The sequence below is a fragment of the Paraburkholderia strydomiana genome (genome assembly GCF_031456815.1).
GTDB classification, from domain to species: domain Bacteria; phylum Pseudomonadota; class Gammaproteobacteria; order Burkholderiales; family Burkholderiaceae; genus Paraburkholderia; species Paraburkholderia caledonica.
In genome coordinates this window covers 19,702-39,523 of the sequence record NZ_JAVDVL010000022.1, presented here as the reverse complement: position 1 = coordinate 39,523, position 19,822 = coordinate 19,702, and the positions used below count along the sequence as shown (strand labels likewise).

General features: G+C 64.7%; 18 protein-coding genes. 6 read left to right on the top strand and 12 right to left on the bottom strand.

From position 1 onward, the window contains the following. Window positions 1-7 precede the first annotated feature (7 nt). Window positions 8-889: an ABC transporter permease gene (locus J2W46_RS32910; protein WP_310359951.1), complete on the top strand. Its 882-nt coding sequence runs from the start codon at window positions 8-10 to the stop codon at window positions 887-889. Continuing rightward, window positions 886-1,635 carry an ABC transporter ATP-binding protein gene (locus tag J2W46_RS32905; protein WP_310359949.1) on the top strand — a complete coding sequence of 250 codons (750 nt, stop codon included), beginning with the start codon at window positions 886-888 and terminating at the stop codon, window positions 1,633-1,635. Before J2W46_RS32910 ends, J2W46_RS32905 begins: the two co-directional genes overlap by 4 nt. A 45-nt stretch (window positions 1,636-1,680) precedes the next feature. On the opposite strand, the gene J2W46_RS32900 is transcribed toward J2W46_RS32905, so the two are convergent. The 8 genes from J2W46_RS32900 to J2W46_RS32865 all read right to left on the bottom strand — a co-directional run bounded on the left by J2W46_RS32900 (window position 1,681) and on the right by J2W46_RS32865 (window position 11,445). Further along, window positions 1,681-3,321 (bottom strand): ABC transporter substrate-binding protein, encoded by a 1,641-nt coding sequence (locus J2W46_RS32900; RefSeq protein ID WP_310359948.1) that lies wholly within the window; start codon window positions 3,319-3,321, stop codon window positions 1,681-1,683. Window positions 3,322-3,520: 199 nt separating this feature from the next. Further along, window positions 3,521-4,954, bottom strand: coding sequence for an NAD(P)/FAD-dependent oxidoreductase (locus J2W46_RS32895; RefSeq protein ID WP_310359946.1), 1,434 nt, complete (start codon window positions 4,952-4,954; stop codon window positions 3,521-3,523). Between the two features lie 2 nt (window positions 4,955-4,956). Further along, window positions 4,957-5,796 carry a transporter substrate-binding domain-containing protein gene (locus J2W46_RS32890; RefSeq protein WP_310359944.1) on the bottom strand — a complete coding sequence of 280 codons (840 nt, stop codon included), beginning with the start codon at window positions 5,794-5,796 and terminating at the stop codon, window positions 4,957-4,959. Next, the gene (locus J2W46_RS32885) at window positions 5,793-7,439 is read right to left on the bottom strand and encodes a rhodanese-like domain-containing protein (protein WP_310359941.1); all 1,647 of its coding nucleotides are present in this window, start codon (window positions 7,437-7,439) and stop codon (window positions 5,793-5,795) included. Before J2W46_RS32885 ends, J2W46_RS32890 begins: the two co-directional genes overlap by 4 nt. A gap of 33 nt (window positions 7,440-7,472) precedes the next feature. Beyond that, window positions 7,473-8,663, bottom strand: coding sequence for a cystathionine beta-lyase (gene metC / locus J2W46_RS32880; protein ID WP_310359938.1), 1,191 nt, complete (start codon window positions 8,661-8,663; stop codon window positions 7,473-7,475). Then, window positions 8,663-9,295: a cysteine dioxygenase family protein gene (locus tag J2W46_RS32875; protein WP_310359936.1), complete on the bottom strand. Its 633-nt coding sequence runs from the start codon at window positions 9,293-9,295 to the stop codon at window positions 8,663-8,665. Before J2W46_RS32875 ends, metC begins: the two co-directional genes overlap by 1 nt. A gap of 9 nt (window positions 9,296-9,304) precedes the next feature. Beyond that, entirely contained in the window at window positions 9,305-10,120 is an 816-nt protein-coding gene (locus tag J2W46_RS32870) for an amino acid ABC transporter ATP-binding protein (protein ID WP_310359975.1), read from the bottom strand. A 62-nt stretch (window positions 10,121-10,182) separates the two neighbouring features. Then, the gene (locus J2W46_RS32865; protein ID WP_310359934.1) at window positions 10,183-11,445 is read right to left on the bottom strand and encodes an aminotransferase class I/II-fold pyridoxal phosphate-dependent enzyme; all 1,263 of its coding nucleotides are present in this window, start codon (window positions 11,443-11,445) and stop codon (window positions 10,183-10,185) included. A 233-nt stretch (window positions 11,446-11,678) separates the two neighbouring features. On the opposite strand from J2W46_RS32865, the gene J2W46_RS32860 reads away from it, so the two are divergent. From J2W46_RS32860 to J2W46_RS32845, 4 genes are read left to right on the top strand one after another with little or no spacing between them, the layout of a single operon-like run. After that, complete coding sequence (locus J2W46_RS32860; RefSeq protein WP_310359930.1) at window positions 11,679-12,527, top strand: transporter substrate-binding domain-containing protein; 849 nt, start codon at window positions 11,679-11,681, stop codon at window positions 12,525-12,527. A 2-nt stretch (window positions 12,528-12,529) separates the two neighbouring features. Further along, on the top strand, window positions 12,530-13,273 hold the full coding sequence (locus tag J2W46_RS32855; RefSeq protein WP_310359927.1) for an amino acid ABC transporter permease: 744 nt from the start codon (window positions 12,530-12,532) through the stop codon (window positions 13,271-13,273). Next, window positions 13,263-14,102: an amino acid ABC transporter permease gene (locus tag J2W46_RS32850; RefSeq protein ID WP_310359926.1), complete on the top strand. Its 840-nt coding sequence runs from the start codon at window positions 13,263-13,265 to the stop codon at window positions 14,100-14,102. The genes J2W46_RS32855 and J2W46_RS32850 overlap by 11 nt, the downstream gene beginning before the upstream one ends. A gap of 45 nt (window positions 14,103-14,147) precedes the next feature. Next, window positions 14,148-14,975 carry a VOC family protein gene (locus J2W46_RS32845; protein WP_310359924.1) on the top strand — a complete coding sequence of 276 codons (828 nt, stop codon included), beginning with the start codon at window positions 14,148-14,150 and terminating at the stop codon, window positions 14,973-14,975. Window positions 14,976-15,002: 27 nt separating this feature from the next. Here J2W46_RS32845 and J2W46_RS32840 read toward each other — a convergent pair whose 3' ends face one another. From J2W46_RS32840 to J2W46_RS32825, 4 genes are read right to left on the bottom strand one after another with little or no spacing between them, the layout of a single operon-like run. Continuing rightward, entirely contained in the window at window positions 15,003-15,743 is a 741-nt protein-coding gene (locus J2W46_RS32840; protein ID WP_310359923.1) for an ABC transporter ATP-binding protein, read from the bottom strand. An 11-nt stretch (window positions 15,744-15,754) separates the two neighbouring features. Next, window positions 15,755-16,612, bottom strand: a complete 858-nt coding sequence (locus J2W46_RS32835; RefSeq protein WP_310359921.1) for an ABC transporter ATP-binding protein — start codon at window positions 16,610-16,612, stop codon at window positions 15,755-15,757. Between the two features lie 10 nt (window positions 16,613-16,622). After that, entirely contained in the window at window positions 16,623-18,446 is a 1,824-nt protein-coding gene (locus tag J2W46_RS32830; protein ID WP_310359918.1) for an ABC transporter permease, read from the bottom strand. 18 nt (window positions 18,447-18,464) lie between these two features. Further along, window positions 18,465-19,592 carry an ABC transporter substrate-binding protein gene (locus J2W46_RS32825; protein WP_310359972.1) on the bottom strand — a complete coding sequence of 376 codons (1,128 nt, stop codon included), beginning with the start codon at window positions 19,590-19,592 and terminating at the stop codon, window positions 18,465-18,467. Window positions 19,593-19,822 lie beyond the last annotated feature (230 nt).

Sequence of the window (19,822 nt, the reverse complement as noted above, 5' to 3'; positions counted from 1 at the left end):
GGCTGACATGGCTGCGACTGACGACACGCTGGCGCTCAAAGCGCGTGATCCGAGACGGAGTACCGCGACGCACGCAGTGCCCGCCGCCCCCGCTGCGCGGCCACGCGATCCGTTACGGAAATGGCGCTACGCCGGGCTCGCGCTGCCGTTCGTCTTCCTCGCCGTCATCGAAGTGCTGGTACGCGCGTCGATCCTGCCGTCGCATCTCGTGCCGGCGCCGAGTTCGATCGTGCAAACGCTATGGGAGCTGGGCGGCGTCCGGCTTGCGCGCCACATCGGAGCGAGTGTTGCGCGCGTCTATGCGGGCTTCGCGCTCGGTGCCGTGCTCGCATTGCTGATCGGCGCGGCGATGGGCTTGAGCCGGCGCATCGATGCGCTGCTCGATCCCGCATGTCAGGCGCTGCGCGCCATTCCATCGCTCGCGTGGGTGCCCATCCTGCTGCTCTGGATGGGCATCGACGAAGCGCCCAAGATCACGCTGATCGCGATCGGCGCTTTTTTCCCGGTGCAACTGAGCGTGGTGGCTGGCATACGCGGCGTCGACCGCAAGCTGATCGAATTCGGCGAAGTCAACCGCCTGACGCGCCGCGCGCTGTTCACACGCATCCTGCTGCCCGCCTCGATGCCGCAGATTTTCACGGGCTTGCGAACCGGCCTGAGCCTCGCGTGGATGTTCATGGTCGCGGCAGAACTGATCGCCGCGACGCGCGGGCTTGGCTATCTGCTGAGCGACGGCCGCGAGACGGGACGGCCCGACCTCGTGTTTGGCGCAATCCTCTTGCTGGCCCTGCTCGGCAAGCTCAGCGACGGCGCATTCAAGGCCATCGAAGCGCATGCGCTCTTGTGGCGCGACGCAGCCGATGCAACTGCAGCGCGGAGCGAACAATGAGCCAGGCCGCGCCCCCTTTGCTGCAAGTCAGCGGACTGAGCCGGCGCTTCGGGCAGCGCGCCGTGTTCGAACAGGTATCGTTCGAACTGGCGCGCGGCGAAATCGTGAGTCTCGTCGGTCCAAGCGGTTGTGGAAAAAGCACGCTGCTGCGCGCGATTGCGGGACTCGATCCGCTCGCGGACGGAACCGTGCTGATCGACGAGCAGATTCAGCGCGGGCCGTCCGCGAGAGTCGGCGTGATCTTTCAGGAACCGCGGCTGCTGCCGTGGCTCACCGTGGCCGACAACATTGCATTCGCCGCTGGGCCGAAGCAGGGTCACGATCCGCGCGTCGATACGCTGCTCGCCGAAGTCGGGCTGCCGGGCATTCGGCATGCGCTGCCGAAACAGCTGTCGGGTGGAATGGCACAACGCGTGGCGCTTGCGCGCGGTCTGTTCGCCGGCCCCGATCTGATCCTGCTCGACGAACCGTTCAGCGCGGTCGATGCGATCACGCGCTCTCGCCTGCAACAGTTGCTGCTCTCGCTGACGTGCGCGCATCACACTGCAACGCTGCTCGTCACGCACGATCTGGACGAGGCGCTTTATCTCTCCGACCGCATCCTGCTGCTATCGCCGGCGGGGGAAGACCGCCCGAGCCGTATCGTGCGCGAGATCGCCGTCGCTTCGCCCCGGCCGCGGAATCTGCGCGACCCGTCGCTCGATGCACTGCGCGATGCGCTGCTGGAAGGCATCGCGCAGGCCTGACGCCGGGACGCGCCGCCGCTCGACGACGCGTCAAGCGGGCGGCGTCTACTTCAACGTCACGCCGTCGAAGCGATGACTGCCGAGCGGTGAAAACACCAGACCCTTCACCCGCTTCGATTCAGGCAGCGACACGATCGAATGCGCGATGGGCGTATACGGCACCTGTTGCTTGAAGATCACCTGTGCCTGCTCGTAAAGACGCGTGCGCTCCTGCATATCCGAGGTCGCCCGCGCCTTTTCGATCAGCGCATTGAAGCCCTGATCGCACCACTTCGCTACGTTGCTGCCGTGCACGGCATCGCATCCGAGCAACGTGCCGAGCCAGTTGTCTGGATCACCGTTATCGCCCGACCAGCCATACAGAATGGCGTCGTGCTCGCCGCCCTGCTTCGCGCGCCGGTTGTACTCACCCCACTCGTAACTGACGATCTTCGCGCGCACGCCGATCTTGGCCCAGTCCTGCTGGATCAGTTGCGCCATCAGCTGCGCGTTCGGGTTGTACGGGCGCTGCACCGGCATCGCCCATAGCGTGAGATCGAAGCCATCCGGAAAGCCCGCCTGCGAAAGCAGTGCTTTTGCCTTCGCCGGATCGAACGGCGCGTCCTTCAGCGCCTTGTCGTACGACCACTGCGCGGGTGGCATCGGATTCGTCGCGACGGTTGCATTGCCGGAAAACACCGCCTGAATGATCGTCGGCTTGTCGATGGCCATGTCCAGCGCGCGCCGCACCGCGACCTGATCGAGCGGCTTGTGTTGGGTGTTGTACGCGACAAAGCCGACGTTGAACCCGACGCCCGAAACGAGCGTCAACGACGGATTGCGCTTCACGACGTCGAGATCGGCCGGGCGCGGAAACACCGACACCTGGCATTCGCCGCTCGCGAGCTTCTGGATGCGCGCCGCGGGGTCCGGCGTGATCGCGAACACCAGATGCGCGAGCCCGACATCCTCGGGACGCCAGTAGTCGGGATTCGCGTCGTAGCGGATCAGCGCGTCCTTCTGATACGAGCGGAACGTGAACGGCCCGGTGCCGACCGGGTACTGGTTGATATCGGCTTCGCGATGCGTACCGGTGAGTTTCGCCGCGTACTCGGCCGAGAGGATCGACGCGAAATTCATTGCGATATTGCGCACGAAAATCACGTCCGGCTCTTTCAGATGAAAGCGCACGGTGTAGTCGTCGGTCTTGTCGATACTGTCGATGTTCTTGTCGAAACCGAGATCGCTGAAATACGGAAAGCTGACGGGATACGCCTTACGGAACGGATCGTCCGTATGCAGCATCCGGTTGAACGTGAACAGCACGTCGTCGGCGTTGAAATCACGCGTCGGCTTGAAATACGCCGTCGTCTGAAACTTCACGCCGCGGCGCAGATGGAACGTAACCGTGCGCTGATCGGCGGACACGTCCCAGCTCGTCGCGAGCGCCGGTTCGAGATCGAGCGTGCCGCGTTTGAACTGCACGAGTTCGTTGTAGATGGTGTTGGTGCTCGCATCGAAGTCGGTGCTGGTCGTGTGCTGGCCGGGATCGAAGCCCGCGGGGCTGCCTTCCGAGCAGAACACGAGCGTGCCCGAAGGCGCGCCGTGCGCGACGCCCAGGCTCGCAATCGCGACACCCAGTGAAAAAGAGAGTCGTGCAAGCGCACGCGCGATAACGGTTCGCGATGTTGTTGCTGAAGATGTCATCGGGATTCTGAATGGACGGGTCGAAGGTTGGCGTGCGCGCCCACGCGGCGGCCGCGCCGCCGATTGTCGTTGCGCGTGCTGCCCGTTCACCACCAATTAATCCGTATATGGTTATACGTCGCGCTGATTTCCGGCCGACGCGATACAAAAAAGGGGCGTCCGAATCTGACGCCCCTTTGTGCTTTCACCCTTCTCTACTTCACGCGCTCGACGTTTCCCGTCGCCACACATTCGCTGCGTATGCAGACTCGTCGAACTCGGCGGGCACATCGGACGCGAGCCGGTTCGCATGCGATTCGAGATCGGCGAGAAACAGATCGCGGCTGATGCGTCGCACTACCGATGGAATATCGCGTTTCATGCTCGGCACGTCGCCAACCGGCACGCCCGCGTTGACGAAGCCGGCCGGATTGTAGACGTGAATGTCCTTCAGATAGGGCGCGCTTCCAGCGACCTTTTCCTTGTATTCGAGCGCCGCGCCGAGATACGGATGCGCACCGAGTTCATCGTCGCGATCGTCTTCGGCTGGCGTGAACCGGTCGCGCCACAGCAGCACGTGCGAAGCGAAGTCAGCCAGTTCGGGGCGCGCCGCCGGATCGATGAAATAGCCCGTGCCCGCGATCGCAAAGTCGAAGCTGAACGATTCGCCCGACACGACGGCGTGGATGCGCCCCGCCGCTTCACGCGCAGATTCCCATTGCGAGCCGGGATGCAGATAGAAGTTTTCGAAGCGCGTGACGCGCTCGACCGAATCGGGCGGCGCCGTCGAACCCGAGCGCTTGAAGCGCAACGCCTGTGCCCAGCGCAAGGCGTCGGGCAGATCGAAGTAGTTGTCGTATGCGCCCGGATACGCCCGCGCGCGAGAAACGGGCGTGGCAGCCAGCGTCTTGCGCCGCACGAACAGATGAACCTCGCTCGCGCCCGCTTCGAGCGCGGTCGCTGCGGCATCGAACGCCGACGCCGCACCGCCCAGTACCGCAACGGATTGGCCGCGCAGCGCCGCGAAATCGATCGCCTCGGACGTGTGCGCGACAAGTGACTTCGGCAGTTGTGCGAGCACGGGCGGCACGAAAGCGCCGCCATTGCCCGCGACGCCGTTACACAACAGCACCTTGCGCGCGGTCTCGATCTGCGCCACACCGTTCACGTCCAGATGCAGCCGGAAATGCGAGCCTTGCGCTTCGATCCGCACGAGCCGCGTGCCGTAACGCACCGGAATCTGCAAAAACGCCCGATACCACGCGAGATATTCGGCCCATCGCTCGCGCGGAATGCGGTCGATGTCCTGATACGACGCTTCACCGAAGCGTGCTTCATACCAGGCACGAAAGCCCAGTCCCGGCAGCCCGCCTTCCGGTCCGACCAGCGTCTTCGGCGTGCGCAGCTTGTTCATCCGTGCGCGATTGAGCCACACGCCCGCCTTCGCTGCGTCGCTGGCGGTGTCAATCACGCTGACGCGGCCAATGCCCGCGCGCCGCAAAGCAAACGCAAACGCGCAGCCCGTCTGTCCGCCGCCGACGATCAACACATTGTGGTCGATGCCTGGCCGGTCCGGCACCCAGTTCTCAGGCGCGGGACCAAGCAGTTCCAGGGTCCGGCGCGCATCGTAATCGGGATCGGCGCGATGTGTCATCGTCAGTTTTCCTTGTTGGCGGCGTATTGCTGATGCCAGTCGAGCAACTGTTTGGAAGGCGGCATGTGCCACTTGTTGCCTTCGTCGATCAGAAAGCCCGTGCGGTGCCAGTCCTTCACAATCCTGTCGAAGGCGGCGACGGTATCGATCTGCCCTTTGCGAACCCAGATCACCGAGGGCGACGGAATCAGTTGCGACGGCATCGGCGATTCATAGTCATTCCATTCGCCCGATGCGCTGGCGAGTCTCGCCCGGATACCCGGCGTCACGTGCACGGACGCGATACAGGTGCCGCCGCGCAGCGCGAGCAGCGCCTCGGGCATGCCCTTGAACGCCTTGACCTGCGCGCCGTATTGCTCGATCAGCGGCTTCGTGTAGTTGCTGCCTTGCGACACGCACACTGGCTTGTCGCGCAGGTCCTTCCAGTCGTGAATGCCCCCGCCCTTATGCACCATCGCGCTGCCACCGATCTCTTCGAACGGCGTCGGCACGTAGCTCAGGATTTCGTCGCGCTCTTTCGTGTACTGCATGCTGGCGATCAGCGCATCGACCTTGCCCTGCTGAAGAAACTGCACACGGTTCGGCGGCGTGACTTCGACGGCTTCGAACTTCACGCCCAGATGACTCGCGAGGCTTTCGGCCAGTTCGACGTTGTAGCCGACGGGTTTGCGCGTCACGGGGTCGAGCGTGCCGTAGGTGCCGTCCAGCACGACGCCGACGACGAGTGTGCCGCGTGCCTTGATGTGGTCCAGTGTTGCATCGGCGTACGCGGAGCCGCTCAGCGTGGCCGCCACCCAAAGCGCCGCCGACAGCGATGCCAGCTTCGAAATACGGGAATTCATGAACGGATCAACTCGGCCAGGGTGTCCGCGCGGGACGGTTGCGCATCGATGCGGAAGTGTTGCAGCTCGTCAGGGGCGCACTGCGCGATCAGGCCCGTCTCCCACGCGAGATAGGCGCGCGCGGCGTCGAGATTGCCTTCGTGGCGGTCATGCACGAAGAACAGGTAGTCGATGCGCTCGTGATCGGCGGGTATCGCAGGCGTCGATTCGATCGCATAGCCCGCTTTGCGGAATGTTCCGAGACCGTCCCTTGCGATTGACACGTCGTTGAACCCGGCATCGCGCAGATCGAGCGCAGCCAGCGCGGCGACGCCCGCGGACTCTGCAAGCAGCACGACGCGACCGGATCGACCGGCGTCCGACAGCGCCGCGACCAGCGTGGGGCGGATCGACCAGCGCGCGCCCGCAGGATGGCCTTTTCTATACTCGACGCTAGCTCGCAGATCGACCGGGTACACGTTCGTTTCACCGCGCAGCTTGCGCAATCCGTCCGCATCGATCAACAGATCATCGGCCGCGGCTTGCGGTCCTTCAGGCGGCGCGGCACGAACCTGTAACGCGCGCGCATCCTGCGCCGCAACCATCGCGGTCTCGATGCCGAGCTGCACGAGCCACGTCGCGATCACTGGCGCACGCACGCCGTCGTGATCCACCAGCAGCACGCGCGCGCGGCGCACGCCGATGGTCTGGTCCGTTGCCTGAAGCAACTGGCCACCTGGCGCGTGCACGGCAGCCGGCACGCCGTCCTGTGCGAATTCGGCGGCGCTGCGCACGTCGAGCAGGTAAGTCGTACGGTCGTCCGCGTCGAGCCACGCCTGCGCTGCATGCCGGTCCAGCGTAGCCAGCGCGAAGCGCGCGGTCAGTACCGCCGCGCGATCGCGCGCTTCGCTCGCGGCGCGTTCGTCGACGCTATCCGGATAGCGTCGCGTGCTGCCATGCTCCAGTTCCAGTCCGGCGAGCGCCCAGCCTTGCGTGCCGTTTTCGAGCGCGATCACAGGATTCGGCACGCCAAAACTGCGCAACAACTGCGCGCCGATGATGCTTCGCGTGCGTCCCGCGCAATGAATCACGACAGGCGTATGCGGATCTCCGACCAGTTCGCCGAAACGGAACGGCAGTTCGCCGTTCGGGCAGCTCACCGCGCCGGGAATCGTCATCTTCCGGTGCTCCTCGACCGTGCGACCATCGAGCAGGATCAGCGGCGCGCCTTCGGCCTGCCGGCTGGCGAGATCGGCGGCCGAAATATGTGGCGTACCGTATGCGTGTTCGACGAGTTCGCCAAACGTCTTCGACGGCACGTTCACGCCCTTGAACAGCGTGTAGCCAGCGGCGTCCCAGCCTCGCACGCCGCCCTCCACGACATGCAGCCGCGTATAGCCCAACGCATGAAGACGGCCCGCCGCGCGGCGCGCAATCGCTTCGTCGTCCGTGCCTGCATCGAGCAGCACGATACGCACGCTGCGACGTGGCGCAAGACGGCCGATATCGAGTTCGAGCCTGCTATAAGGCAGCGGAATGGCGAAAAAAGGATGTCCCTCGCCGAACTCGCCGGCCTCTCGCACATCGAAGAGCGCGATTTCGTCGTTGTCGTTCAGCCATTCGCGCAAGCGGGTCGCGGAAATCAGCGAATAAATGTCTGCCATCTGATTGGGGGATTGAGTGTGAAGGAACTGCAGTTATTCGAGTACGAGGCGAAACGCCTGTTTCAGATCGGCGATCAGGTCGTTCGGATCTTCGAGCCCGACATGCAGCCGCACGACGGGCTCGCTGCCGCGCCAGTAAGTGTGTTCACCGAGCCGCGACTGCGGCGCGACGAGCGCGAGGCTCTCATAGCCGCCCCACGACGCGCCGATGCCGAACAGCCGCAACGCATCGACGAACGCGCTGGCTTGCGCGCGGCTTGCTTGCCGGAACGCGAAAGACACGAGTCCATTCGCGCCCCTGAAGTCGCGCTTGAACAACGTATGGCCGGGATCGTCGGGCAGCGCCGGATGAAACACGCGCGCAACCGCGTTGCGCTCGCTTTGCAGATACCGCGCAACATCGAGCGCATGACGGCCGTGTTGCGAGAGGCGCACCGCGAGTGTACGAATGCCGCGCAGCGCGAGATACGCATCGTCGGCGCTCACGCTCAGTCCGAGCGCGTCGTGCGTGTCGCGCAGCTTGCGCGCGAGCGCCGCATCCGACGTCGACACTGCGCCTTGCATCAGATCGGAATGCCCGCCGAGGTACTTCGTCGTGGCCTGAATCGCGATATCGGCGCCGAGCGCGAGCGGCTGATAAAGCAGTCCCGCGCCCCATGTGTTGTCGGCCGCGAGCAGCAGCTCGTGTTTGCGCGCGAACGCCGACAGCGCAGGCAGATCGATCACCTCGTACAGGAACGACGACGGCGACTCCGCATAGACGAGCCGCGTCTCGGGACGCACGAGTGTTCCGGGTACGCCTTCGCCCGCGCTGAAATAGCTGAACGACACGCCGAGACGCGTGAGCAGCGGTTCGACCCGCTCGCGAATCGGACCATAGACGCTGTCCTGCACGAGCACGTGATCGCCGGGCGACAACAACGCGATGAACACCAGCGAAATTGCCGACAGTCCCGAAGGCGCGAGCAGCACATCGCTCGCCCCTTCGAGTTCGCCGATCGCGGCTTCGAGCGCGCGATGCGTCGCCATGCCGTGACGGCCGTACAGGCTGACGGGTTCGCCCGCTTCGCGCCGGTGATGCAGGCTCGCGCGGATCGCGTCGCCCTCGAAGCGCACGGTGCTGGTCCGCACGACGGGCACGTTCACGGGCGCGACGCCGTCCTCGAAACGCGGCGAACCGGCGTGCAGAATGCGCGTCTGCAATGCATCGTCATGCGCCGCCATCAGCCGACCGCCTGCGTGGCCTGCTGCATGTGCTTCGCGTTGTAGCGGACCACCACGCCCGTATCGGTTTCGAAGCCGAGGCGGCCCGTCAGCGTTTCGAGCGGACGGCCATAGAGATGGAAGTGCAGCGTCGGTTCCGCTCCGCCGACATGAATGCTATGGATATCGTCGGGAAGAAACGCGATCGGCACACCGGGGCGCACCACCACTTCGCGCGACAGTTCGAGCGTCGCGCGGTCCGGGTCGCTGCCGTCGTCGGTGCGCTTATAGATGCGGTTCAGTTCAGCGCCTTCGATGGCGGCGATCACGGCCCACGTGTCGTGGTTGTGCGGAATCGTCGTTTTGCCCGGCAGCAGCGAGTTCAGATAAAGCGCGAATCCGTCCTCGCCGGGATTGAGCCGATAGCGCGTCGATGTATCGCCGCTGTCGCGCTGCGGCGGCGGAAAGTCGGTGGTATCGAACAGCGCGTGCTGCGTGGCGAGTTCGAGCAGCAAGCCGCTGATCGCGTCGAGCGCGTCGCGCGTCACGCCTTTTTCGCCGATGATTTGGCGCGCGTCGGCGAGCAGGTCCTGCACCGCTTCGCGGCGTTGCGCAGCGATTGTGCTGCTGGCTTCGTTCGTGGTCGTCGTCATGATGATGGATTAGTCTGTCGTGGAGGAAGCACGCCGCGCGGCCCGGCCGGCGCGATCTTCGCCCCGCGCGCGTTGCAGGAAGAGCCGGGTTCTTTCGTGAACGGGATCGCCGAACAGCTGTCGTGCGCTGCCATGCTCGACGATCACGCCGCCTTCGGTGAAGAACACTTCGTCGCTGATGTCTTCGGCGAAGCGCATTTCGTGCGTGACGAGCACGCAGGTCTGCCCTTCGTCGGCCAGTTCGCCGATCACGTTCAGCACTTCGCCGACCGTTTCGGGGTCGAGCGCCGACGTGACTTCATCGAACAGGATCAGGCCGGGACGCATCGCCAGCGTGCGCGCAATTGCGACGCGTTGCTGCTGCCCGCCGGATAGCGCGCCGGGGTACGCCTTCGCCTTGTCCGCGAGACGCACCTTCGCGAGCAGCGCGTGCGCATCGCTCTCGGCTTCGGCGCGGCTGCGGCCGAGCACGCGCATCGGCGCAATCGTCAGGTTGTCGAGTACGCTCAGATGCGGAAACAGGTTGTATTGCTGGAACACGAAACCGATCCGCTTGCGCAGCGCGATACGCTGCGCGTCGGTCTTCTGCGCGCGCACGTCGATGCCGTCGACGGTGATCTCGCCGCTTTGCGGAGTGAGCAAGCCATTGATGCAGCGCAGGATGGTCGACTTGCCGGAACCCGACGGCCCGATGATCGACACGGCCTGACCGCGCCTGACCGACAGGTCGATGCCGTTCAGCACGGCAGTGCTGCCGTACGACAGCCGCACGTCCCGCAGCGACAGCAATGCGCCGTCGCTGCGCGCGCGCGTTGCTGCATCCATGTCGGCTTCCTTGCGAGCCGATACGTCGGCGAGCGCGGCGTGTTCTTCCAATGCGATGCGATTCATGATGCGGCCTCCGTGGTCTCCGCGCGCGGCGCTCGCGTGTTTGCGGTATCGCGCGACAACGCCGCAACGGCTGCCGCCAGACGCCGCACGCCTTCGATAATGGCGTCGCGGTCCGCGACGAACGACAGGCGAAAGTGGCCCGGCAAGCCGAACGACGTACCGTCCACGACCGCGAGTCCGTGCCCGAATAGCAGGTAATCGACAAAATCGGTGTCGCCGAGCAGCAGCTTGCCGTCGGGTGTGGTTGCACCGATCAACGCGCTGCAATCGACGAATGCGAAGAACGCCCCCTGCGGCGCGGCGCACTGCAAACCGTCGATACCGCGCAATCCGTCGAGCAGCAGGTCGCGCCGTTCGCGATAGGCGGCCACCGAACGCCGCACGAACGACTGATCGCCGCGCAACGCTGCCGCGAGCGCGGCCTGCGAAACCGACGAAGGCGCGGACGTCGATTGCGACTGGACAATCGTCATCGCGCGGATCAGGGCTGCCGGTCCCGCGCCGTAGCCGATGCGCCAGCCCGTCATCGCGAATGGCTTCGATGCGCCGTTGACGATTAGCGTCCGGTCGGCGAGATCGGGTGCGAGCGTCAGCAGGTGCGTGCGCGATTCATCGTCGAAACGGATGTGTTCATAGATTTCGTCCAGTAGCACCCATACATGCGGATACCGGCGCAGCACGTCGGCCAGCGCCGTCAGTTCATCCGTCGTATAGACCGCGCCAGAGGGATTCGAAGGCGTGTTCAGAATGAGCCAGCGCGTGCGTGCAGTGATCGCCGCGTCGAGCTGGGCCGGCGTGATCTTGTAGCCCGCCTCGCGCAAGGTGGGCAGCGTGACGGGCGTGCCATCGTTGATCGACACCATCGCGGGGAACGACTGCCAGTACGGCGCGGGAACGATCACTTCGTCGCCGCTGCGCAGCGTCGCCGCGAACGCGTTATAGATCACATGCTTGCCGCCGCCGCACGCAATGATCTGCGCAGCGGGGTAAGCCAGACCGTTTTCTCTCGCGAGCTTTTCGCTGATCGCGGTGCGCAGCTCGAGCGTGCCGGCTTGTGCCGTGTATTTCGTTTCGCCCGCTGCCAGCGCCGCAATCGCGGCCTGCTTGATCCAGTCCGGCGTGTCGAAGTCGGGCTCGCCCGAAGTCAGCTCGATCACCGTTCGTCCACTCGCCGCGAGTGCCTGTGCGCGCGCTTTGGCCGCCGCGTTCGGGGCGAGACCGATGCGGGCTGCGCGGTCCGAGAGAATCAGTTCTGTCATCCGTTGTCCTGTGTCCGATACGCGGCAGCCAGTCATTCTAGGAAGCGCCGCAACGAACGCGAACCAACGAATGCGCGAAACCATATGCGGCGATCTGCTATGCCAGCAAAAATCCCGTCACGGCATGAGCGCGCATGCATTAACGTCCGTGTGCTTTGCTTAGCAGATTCATTTCGTTTGCCGCGCATCGCGTTTGGCATAGGGTATGCCGTTCCTCACCTATCCGATCGCTCATGACATCGACCAAAGCGGCATATAACAAACTGGCCTGCCTCACACTGTTCGCAGCACTCGCGGCCATGTCCGCTACGCGGCCGGCACACGCCGACCAGACCCTCGACAAGATCAACTCCCGGCACGAAATCGCGGTCGGCGTGCTGATCGCGGGCAGTCCGTTCGGCTCGCTCGATCCACAGACGCAGCAGCCGCGCGGCATGAACGTCGATCTCGCGAACGACATCGGCAAGCGCCTTGGCGTGAAAGTGCAGCTCGTCTCAGTGCAGCCGTCGACGCGCGTGCAGTTCCTGCAACAGGGCAAGGTCGATATCCTGATCGCGAACATGGAGTACAACGCGCAGCGCGGCGAGATTCTCGATCACGTGCCGACGCCTTACTACCGTGTCGGCGGCACGGCCATTACGCCGAAGTCGAGCGGCATCACGAAGTGGGAAGACCTGCGCGGCAAGCCTGTTTGCATCTCGCAAGGCAGCAGCTATATCCGGCCCGTCGTCGAGAAATACGGCGCGGTTCCACGCGCCTTCCCTGGCGCATCGCAATCGCTGCTCGCGCTGCGCGGCGGCAGTTGCGTCGCCGCCGTACACGACGCTGCACCGCTGCTTTATCCGTTGCAGCAGCGCGACCCCGAGTGGCGCGACTACCGGACGATCCAGCCGGAACTCGAGCCGGCGCCGTCCGTGATCTGGGTGCGCCAAGGCGAAAAGGACACGGCTGCCAGGCTCGACGCGATCGTGCGTGACTGGCATCGCACCGGCTGGCTGATCGACGACGAGGCGAAGAACGGCCTCACGCCGGCTTCGGCCGCGCTCGCCGAATGGCACCAGAAATTGCCGGCCGAACAATGAACATGGCGGCTTCGCTTCACGCACTGATCGACGCGACCGCGCACGCCGGCCTCGACTATCGCTTTCTGCTCGACGCGTATGAACGCGTGCCTTTTCTGCAAGGTATCGCGGTGAGCCTCGAACTGGTGATCGCGACAATGCTGGGCAGCACGCTGGCCGGTCTGGTGCTGCTGCTCGCGCTGCGTTACCACAATCAGTGGATAGCAGGTGCGGCGCGCGCGTTCGTCGAACTGACCCGCAACACGCCGACGCTGGTGCAGCTCTATTGCGCGTTTCTCGTGCTGAACATGCTGATCACGCAATGGCTGCGTGAAAGCCACGTCGACAACCCGTTCAAGCCGTTTTTCTGGGTCGTGCTGGTGCTGTCGCTGCACAAGGGCGCGTTCCACGCGGAAGCGTTGCGCGCCGGTTTCGACGCGCTGCCCGCGCAAACGCTCGAAGGCGCGGCGTCGCTCGGCTTCGACCGCTCGACGCGCTTCTGGCGCATCGAGCTGCCGCTCGCATTGCGCACCGCACTGCCCGCCCTCGTGAACAATTTCGTCGAACTGGTCAAGGCGACGGCGCTCGCCTCGGCGATTGCCGTCGGCGACATCACCTACCAGTCGATCATGATCTGGACTCAACGCGACAACGTCCTCGCGCTGATGGTGCTGATCCTGCTGTTCTTCGGCTTGCTGACGTGGCTCGTCAGCATCGCGGGGCGGTGGCTCGAACGGCGTTTATGGATTCCCGGTTATGGCCTTTGATTCATTCGACCCGGCCGCCGCGCGCGGCATCGACATTCGCGATGCAACGGCTCGCCCGAAAGGAAAAGGACTGACGCCCGGCGTTGCCGCCGCGCTCGGCGTGCTCGTCGCAGGCGCATTGCTGTGGGTTTTCGCGCCCGACTCCGGCGCGCGCGGCGAGACCCTTGCACGCTTCGTCGAATGGGCGCCCGCGCTCGCACACGGATTCGCGCTGAATGTCGTGGTCAGTATCGGCGCGATCGCGATCGGCTCGGTGCTCGGCCTGTTGATCGGCGCTCTCGCGCTCGCGCCGTCGCTGCCCGGACGTCTCGCGAAGCTCTGGGTTCAGGCGTTTCGCAACGCGCCGTGGCTGGTGCTCGTCTACTTCACCACTTACGTCTTCCCGTTCGAGTTCACCGTATTCGGCACGACGCTGCCGTTTCCCGACTGGCTCAAGGTCACGCTTGCGCTCGCCCTGCCCGCCAGCGCGAATATCGCCGAGGTGTTTCGCGGCGCGGTCGCGTCGATTCCGACCACGCAATGGGAGGCGGCCAGTTCGCTGGCGTTCTCGCGCGCGCAGATTCTGCTGCATATCGTGCTGCCGCAATGCGTGCGCCGCATGCTGCCGCCGTGGATGAACGTCTACGCGATCATCACGATGGGCACGGCGCTGTCGTCGCTGGTCGGCGTTCATGACCTGATCGATACGGCGCAGATCGCGAGCAGCACCGTGGCGCGCTCAAGCTTCACTGTGCTCTCTTATCTGGCCACGCTGGTGATCTTCTTCGCGTATTGCTATCCGATCTCGCTGCTCACGCGCTGGCTCGAAAGGCGGCTTGTTCACGCCTAGCCTGCGCCGTGGATGCTGTCCTCCAATCTTGAAAGGAAACGACGAATGCCCCTGTTGCCCGACCACCTCGTGATCCGTGTGCATGACCTGGAGCAGACGATTGCCGACTTCACGGAAACCGGCTTTACGGTCCAACGCGGTGGCACGCATGCGGACGGATCGACGCATAACGCGCTGGTCGGTTTCGCCGACGGCAGTTATATCGAACTGATCGCTTTTCTGAAGGACGCGCGCGAGCACCGCTGGTGGGACGAACAACACCGCGCCGGCGAAGGCTTCGTCGATTTCGCGCTGCTGCCCGATTCCGTCTCGCGGACGGTCGAAGCCGCGTACGCGCGCGGCCTGCGCTACGACGGCCCCATTCCGGGCGGACGCATCCGGCCCGACGGCACGCGTCTCGAATGGCAGATCGGCCGGCCCGCGACGCGCGATCTGCCGTTTCTGTGCGGCGATCTCACGCCGCGCTTCCTGCGCGTCGCGGAAGGCGACGTGCGTCAGCATCGCAACGCCGCAACGGGTCTCGCGGCCGTGAACGTCGCCGTGTCGGATCTGGGCGAAAGCATCGGGCGTTACCGTCTTCTGCTCGGCGATGTGCCCGTTCATCGCAGCGTGCTGGCGGACCAGGGCGTGCATCTCGCGACCTTCACCATCGGCGCGACGACCGTCACGCTGCTGTCGCCCGTCAGTCGCACCGGCGCGGAGACCGCGAGCGCATCGACGCTGGCCAGTGCGCTTCGCGCCCAGCTCGACATTCACGGCGAGGGCGTATTTGGCGCTGCGCTATCTGTCGACGACGCCGCGCAAGCCCGCCGATTGCCGCTTCAACTGACGCACCGCGCTCGTCTGGAACTCGTGCCGTCAGCCGCCGCGTGAGCGCGCAAATAACACTCGGGAAGCCGCTTAAGAAGCCGTTTCGGCGGCCAGTGCGCCGCCGAGATACGCATCGCGGATGCGCTGGTCGCCCAGCAAGGCTTGCGCGTCACCCGACAACACGACGCGTCCCGTTTGCAGCACGTAGCCGCGGTGCGCGATCTGCAGCGCGAGGCTCGCGTTCTGCTCGACCATGAAAAACGTCACGCCCTGCTGGTTCACCGTGCGGATCAGCTCCAGCACCTTGTCGACATAGAGCGGCGACAGGCCCATCGTCGGCTCGTCCATGCACACCAGCGCGGGCCGGCTCATCAGCGCCCGCGCCATCGCCACCATCTGCTGCTCGCCGCCCGACAGCGTGCCCGCGCGCTGCGCGAGCCTTTCCTTGACACGCGGGAACAGTTCGAGCATGCGTTCGTAGTCGGACGCGATGCCGTCGCGGTCGCTGCGCGAGAATGCGCCCATCAGCAGGTTTTCGCGCACGGTCATATCGCCGAACAGGCGGCGCGCTTCGGGCACCGATGCGATGCCGCGCCGGATGATCTGCGCAGTCGTCAGGCCCTTCAACGATTGACCCTCGAACAGCACGTCGCCGGAACGCGGCTTGTGCAGTCCGAGAATCACCTTCATCGTTGTCGATTTGCCGCTCGCATTGCCGCCCAGCAGGCAGACGATTTCGCCGCGCGGCACCGCCACGCTGACACCGAAGTGCACCTGGCTCGGCCCGTAAAACGTGTCGATATTGTCGATCTTCAGCAGGGTATCCGTCATTGCAAGGGCACTCATGCGGCAGCGGGTACAGGTTGACCCGCCTGCTGTCCGACATAGCGATGACCGAGATACGCCTCGATCACGCGCGGATCGTTGCGTACTTCATCGGGCAGGCCCGATGCGATTTTCTTGCCGTCGTCGAGCACGATTACGCGATCGGATAGACGCATCACGAGATCGAGCTTGTGCTCGATCAGCAGGATCGTCAGCCCTTCCTGTTTCAGTTGCATGATGAGTTCAAGCATTTCGGCGGTTTCGGATTCGTTCATGCCCGCGGTCGGCTCGTCGAGCAGCAGAATGCGCGGGCGCAGCATCAGCGCGCGGGCGATCTCCACCCGCCGACGGTTTGCGTACGACAAGCTGTGCGCAGGCGCGTCGATACGCGGTGATAGACGTGTGCCGAAGCGGGCGAGTATGGCTTTGGCTTCGTCGCGCAGCTGCGAGTCGTCGCTCCGGGATCTTGCGGACGGCATGAGCGCGCCCAGCACCTCGACGAGTGCGCCGACTACAGGCAGCCCACGGCGTGCGGCGACGAGCCGCGAGTGTGCGCCGATCAGTATGTTGTCGAGCACGCTGAGATTGCCGAACACGCGTCCATGCTGAAACGTGCGCGCTACGCCTCGCCGCGCGAGTTCTTCCGGCGCAAAGCCCGTGACGTCTTCGCCGTCGAAGCGCACGAGGCCGTCGTCCGGCCGGTCGGTGCCCGCAAGCAGGTTAAACAGCGTCGACTTGCCGGCGCCGTTCGGGCCGATCACGCTCACGCACTCGCCCATTGCGACGGACAGGCTGACCTGATCGACCGCCTTGAGCCCGTCGAAATGCCGGCTCACGCGGCGCACGTCGAACAGGATGTCGGATGATGTCGTCATCGCCCTCTCCTCAAACCGCACCGAACAGGCCCTGCGGCCGGAAGCGCACGAGCAGAAGCAGTACGGCGCCATAGACGAGCATCCGGTAATCGGCCGCAAAGCGGAACAGCTCGGGCAAGCCGACCAGCGCGACCGCGCCGACGATCGCGCCTGCCACGTTGCCGAGGCCGCCGAGTATCACCATCGTCAGTCCGAGTATCGAGACCTGCGAATCGAAGGTCTGGTAATTGATGTAGCTGTACAGATGCGCGGCGATGCCGCCGCCGATCCCCGCCGCGAAGCCGCCGCACGCGAACGCGATCGCCTTGTAGCGGTTCGGCCGCACACCATAGGCGCGTGCGGCGACGTCGTCTTCGCGAATAGCGCGCCACGTGCGGCCCAGATGCGAGCGCAGCAGCCGCAGTTGGAGCCACGCGAGCACGACGACCACGGCCAGCGTGAACCAGTAGGTCTCGCGGGCGCCCGTCAGTTGCCAGCCGAACAGCGACAACGGGGCGATGCCCGTCACGCCGATCGGCCCGCGCGTCAGGCCGTCCCAGTTCAGGATCACGAGACCGACGATCTCGCCGATGCCGAGTGTCGCAATCGATACATAGTGGCCGCGCAGGCGGAACGACGGATAGATCACCAGCGTGCCGATCGCGGCGGTGACGGCGCCCGCCAGCGGGATCGTCAACGCGGGCGTCCAGCCCGTATTCGCCGATATCAACGCGGATGCGTACGCGCCGATCAGCAGCAGCGCCGCATGCCCGAGTGAAATCTGGCCGACCGTCCCGGCCACGAGCGTCAGGCTCAGCGCAAGCAGGCTGAAGATCCAGCCGTTGGTCAGCGTTTGCAGCAGATACGGAGCCGGCGCGATGACGGGCAACGCGAACGCGAGCACCACCAATGCGGCTACCGCGCGCGGCGGCAGGCGCACCGCTTTCACGTTCGACAGGAACGTGCCCGTCAGCGGTTCGGGCGGCAGCCGCCGGTTCGAACTGAACAGACCGTTGGGCCGCCAGACCAGGAACAGCAGAAGTAGCACGAAGGCGAACAGGTCGCGGCAGCTGGTGCCGAAAAGCGCGACGCCATAGCTTTCGACCAGACCCAGCAGCAGGCTCCCGGCAATCGCGCCCGGCACGTTGCCGAGGCCGCCGATCAGCAGCGCAACGACGCCCTTGAGCGTCGCCTGGAAGCCCATCGCGGGATCGATGCTGTTGTAATACATGCCGACCAGCAGCCCGCTGAGACCGCCGAGCCCGCAGGCAATTGCAAACACCGCGCGATTGACGGCATGCACGTTGACGCCCATCTGTTGCGCGGCGTCGCGGTCCTGCGCGGTGGCGCGCACGGCCCACCCCAGCCGCGTAAAGCGCAAAAACGCGTAGAGCACGGCCGCCACGCCGATACCGATTGCCGCAATCAGCACATCGAGCGAACTGAGCGACGCACCGCCGATGGCGATCGTCCACTGCGGCAACGAACCGGGCACCGCACGCGGATCGGGACCAAACACGATCTGCGCGAGCTGGTCGAGTACGAAGCTGATGCCGATTGTCGCGAGCAAAGGCGCGATGCGCGCCGCGCCTTGCAGCGGACGCAGGCCGATCCGCTCGATCGCGATGCCGAGCAGCGCGCAGCCGCCCACCGTAGCGAGCAACGCGACGGGCAGCGGCAGGCCGAGACGCGCAAGGCAGAACCAGCCGATAAAGCCGCCCACCATGTACACGGAGCCGTGCGCGAAATTGATCAGATGCGAGACGCCGAAAATCAGCGCCAGCCCCACTGCGAGCAGCGCATAGATATTGCCGACGATCAGCCCGTTGATCGTATAGTCGAACCACACTGCCATGGTTTGAGTCCCGAGTCGTTATTGCGCGTGCTGCGCGCTGCCGCCGTTCCACAGCGCGAACTTGCCGTCCTTGACGACGAGATCGAGATTCTTCGCGCCCGCGACGCGGCGCGTCTGCGGGTCGAAGTGGAACTTGCCGAATATCACGCTCGGCACGTTGTCGATTTTCGCCAGCCCGTCGTGCACGCCGCCGCGCGTCGGGCCATACCGACGGATCACTTCGGCAGAGAGAATCATCGCGTCATAGGCGCGTGCAGCGAACGTGTCCGGGTCGGCGTTGTACTTCGCCTTGTAGCGCTGCACGAAGCTCTGCACTTCCGGGCGCGGATCGCCGGGAAAGAAATTCGATTCGGTATACACGCCGTTCACCGCGTCGCCGCCGAGATCGATAAACTTCGGCGAATACACCGAGCCGACCGCCGCGATGGGTTCATGCACGCCCGAAGCTCGCGCCTGACGCACGATCTGCGCGCCGTCGGAGTAATACGAGATCAGCACGAGCGAATCGGGTGCCGCGCTCTTCACGCGCGTCAGCGTGGCGCGGAAATCCTTCTCGTTCGGCTGATAACCTTCTGCCGCCACAACCTGCGCGCCGTTCGCCTGCGCCGCCTTCACGAAGATGTCCTTACTGGTGCGGCCCCAGTCGGTATTGAGGTAAAGCACGCCGATCTTCTTGAAGCCGAGGCTTTTGGTCACGTAGTTCGCGAGCAGCGGCTGTTCTTCCGCCTGGCTGATTGCCGTGCTCCACATATAATCGCCGCCCTTCGTGAAGTCGGGGTGTGAATTGGTGAAGCCGAATTGCACGAGGCCCGCACGCTGATAGATCGGCGACGCCGCCATCGATGCGCCGCTCGACAGGTCGCCGAGCTCGATCAGAATGCGCTTGTCGTCGACGAACTTCTGCGCGATCGCGACCGCCTGGCGCGGATCGCTGCGGCTGTCCTCGAAGTCGTACTGAAGCGGATGACCGTTGATGCCGCCGTTCGCATTGATCTGTTCGAGCGCAAGGTCGAAGCCGCGCTTCCATTGCTCGCCGTACTGCGCATCCTGTCCGCTGAGGGGACCCGTCACGCCGACCCAATATGGGTCACTCGCCGCATGGGCAACACCCGTCAACAGCAATGGCAGCACGCTCGCCGCGCCCATGGTCCAGGCACTGATCAGCTTGCGCAACGTATTCGACTTCAGCGACATAAGGTTTCCATGCAATCAGATGTGGTGTTGCGATGTAACCATGTCGCCAGGAGACGAACCAACCAACATAAGCGCCAATCGTTATTTGTTTTTCAGTGGAATGCTTATCTTTGATCGCGTAATGCCGTGCACGATGAACCGGGCGTTGGTGATCGACTCCCGTCGAGGCAGGCGCCACAAGC

What these genes read in the sequence shown, in the direction of transcription:
- J2W46_RS32910 (WP_310359951.1), top strand. Translation starts at nt 8, where the DNA reads ATGGCTGCGACTGACGACACGCTGGCGCTCAAAGCGCGTGATCCGAGA.
- J2W46_RS32905 (WP_310359949.1), top strand. Translation starts at nt 886, where the DNA reads ATGAGCCAGGCCGCGCCCCCTTTGCTGCAAGTCAGCGGACTGAGCCGG.
- J2W46_RS32900 (WP_310359948.1), bottom strand. Translation starts at nt 3,321, where the DNA reads ATGACATCTTCAGCAACAACATCGCGAACCGTTATCGCGCGTGCGCTT.
- J2W46_RS32895 (WP_310359946.1), bottom strand. Translation starts at nt 4,954, where the DNA reads ATGACACATCGCGCCGATCCCGATTACGATGCGCGCCGGACCCTGGAA.
- J2W46_RS32890 (WP_310359944.1), bottom strand. Translation starts at nt 5,796, where the DNA reads ATGAATTCCCGTATTTCGAAGCTGGCATCGCTGTCGGCGGCGCTTTGG.
- J2W46_RS32885 (WP_310359941.1), bottom strand. Translation starts at nt 7,439, where the DNA reads ATGGCAGACATTTATTCGCTGATTTCCGCGACCCGCTTGCGCGAATGG.
- metC (WP_310359938.1), bottom strand. Translation starts at nt 8,663, where the DNA reads ATGGCGGCGCATGACGATGCATTGCAGACGCGCATTCTGCACGCCGGT.
- J2W46_RS32875 (WP_310359936.1), bottom strand. Translation starts at nt 9,295, where the DNA reads ATGACGACGACCACGAACGAAGCCAGCAGCACAATCGCTGCGCAACGC.
- J2W46_RS32870 (WP_310359975.1), bottom strand. Translation starts at nt 10,120, where the DNA reads ATGGATGCAGCAACGCGCGCGCGCAGCGACGGCGCATTGCTGTCGCTG.
- J2W46_RS32865 (WP_310359934.1), bottom strand. Translation starts at nt 11,445, where the DNA reads ATGACAGAACTGATTCTCTCGGACCGCGCAGCCCGCATCGGTCTCGCC.
- J2W46_RS32860 (WP_310359930.1), top strand. Translation starts at nt 11,679, where the DNA reads ATGACATCGACCAAAGCGGCATATAACAAACTGGCCTGCCTCACACTG.
- J2W46_RS32855 (WP_310359927.1), top strand. Translation starts at nt 12,530, where the DNA reads ATGGCGGCTTCGCTTCACGCACTGATCGACGCGACCGCGCACGCCGGC.
- J2W46_RS32850 (WP_310359926.1), top strand. Translation starts at nt 13,263, where the DNA reads ATGGCCTTTGATTCATTCGACCCGGCCGCCGCGCGCGGCATCGACATT.
- J2W46_RS32845 (WP_310359924.1), top strand. Translation starts at nt 14,148, where the DNA reads ATGCCCCTGTTGCCCGACCACCTCGTGATCCGTGTGCATGACCTGGAG.
- J2W46_RS32840 (WP_310359923.1), bottom strand. Translation starts at nt 15,743, where the DNA reads ATGACGGATACCCTGCTGAAGATCGACAATATCGACACGTTTTACGGG.
- J2W46_RS32835 (WP_310359921.1), bottom strand. Translation starts at nt 16,612, where the DNA reads ATGACGACATCATCCGACATCCTGTTCGACGTGCGCCGCGTGAGCCGG.
- J2W46_RS32830 (WP_310359918.1), bottom strand. Translation starts at nt 18,446, where the DNA reads ATGGCAGTGTGGTTCGACTATACGATCAACGGGCTGATCGTCGGCAAT.
- J2W46_RS32825 (WP_310359972.1), bottom strand. Translation starts at nt 19,592, where the DNA reads ATGGGCGCGGCGAGCGTGCTGCCATTGCTGTTGACGGGTGTTGCCCAT.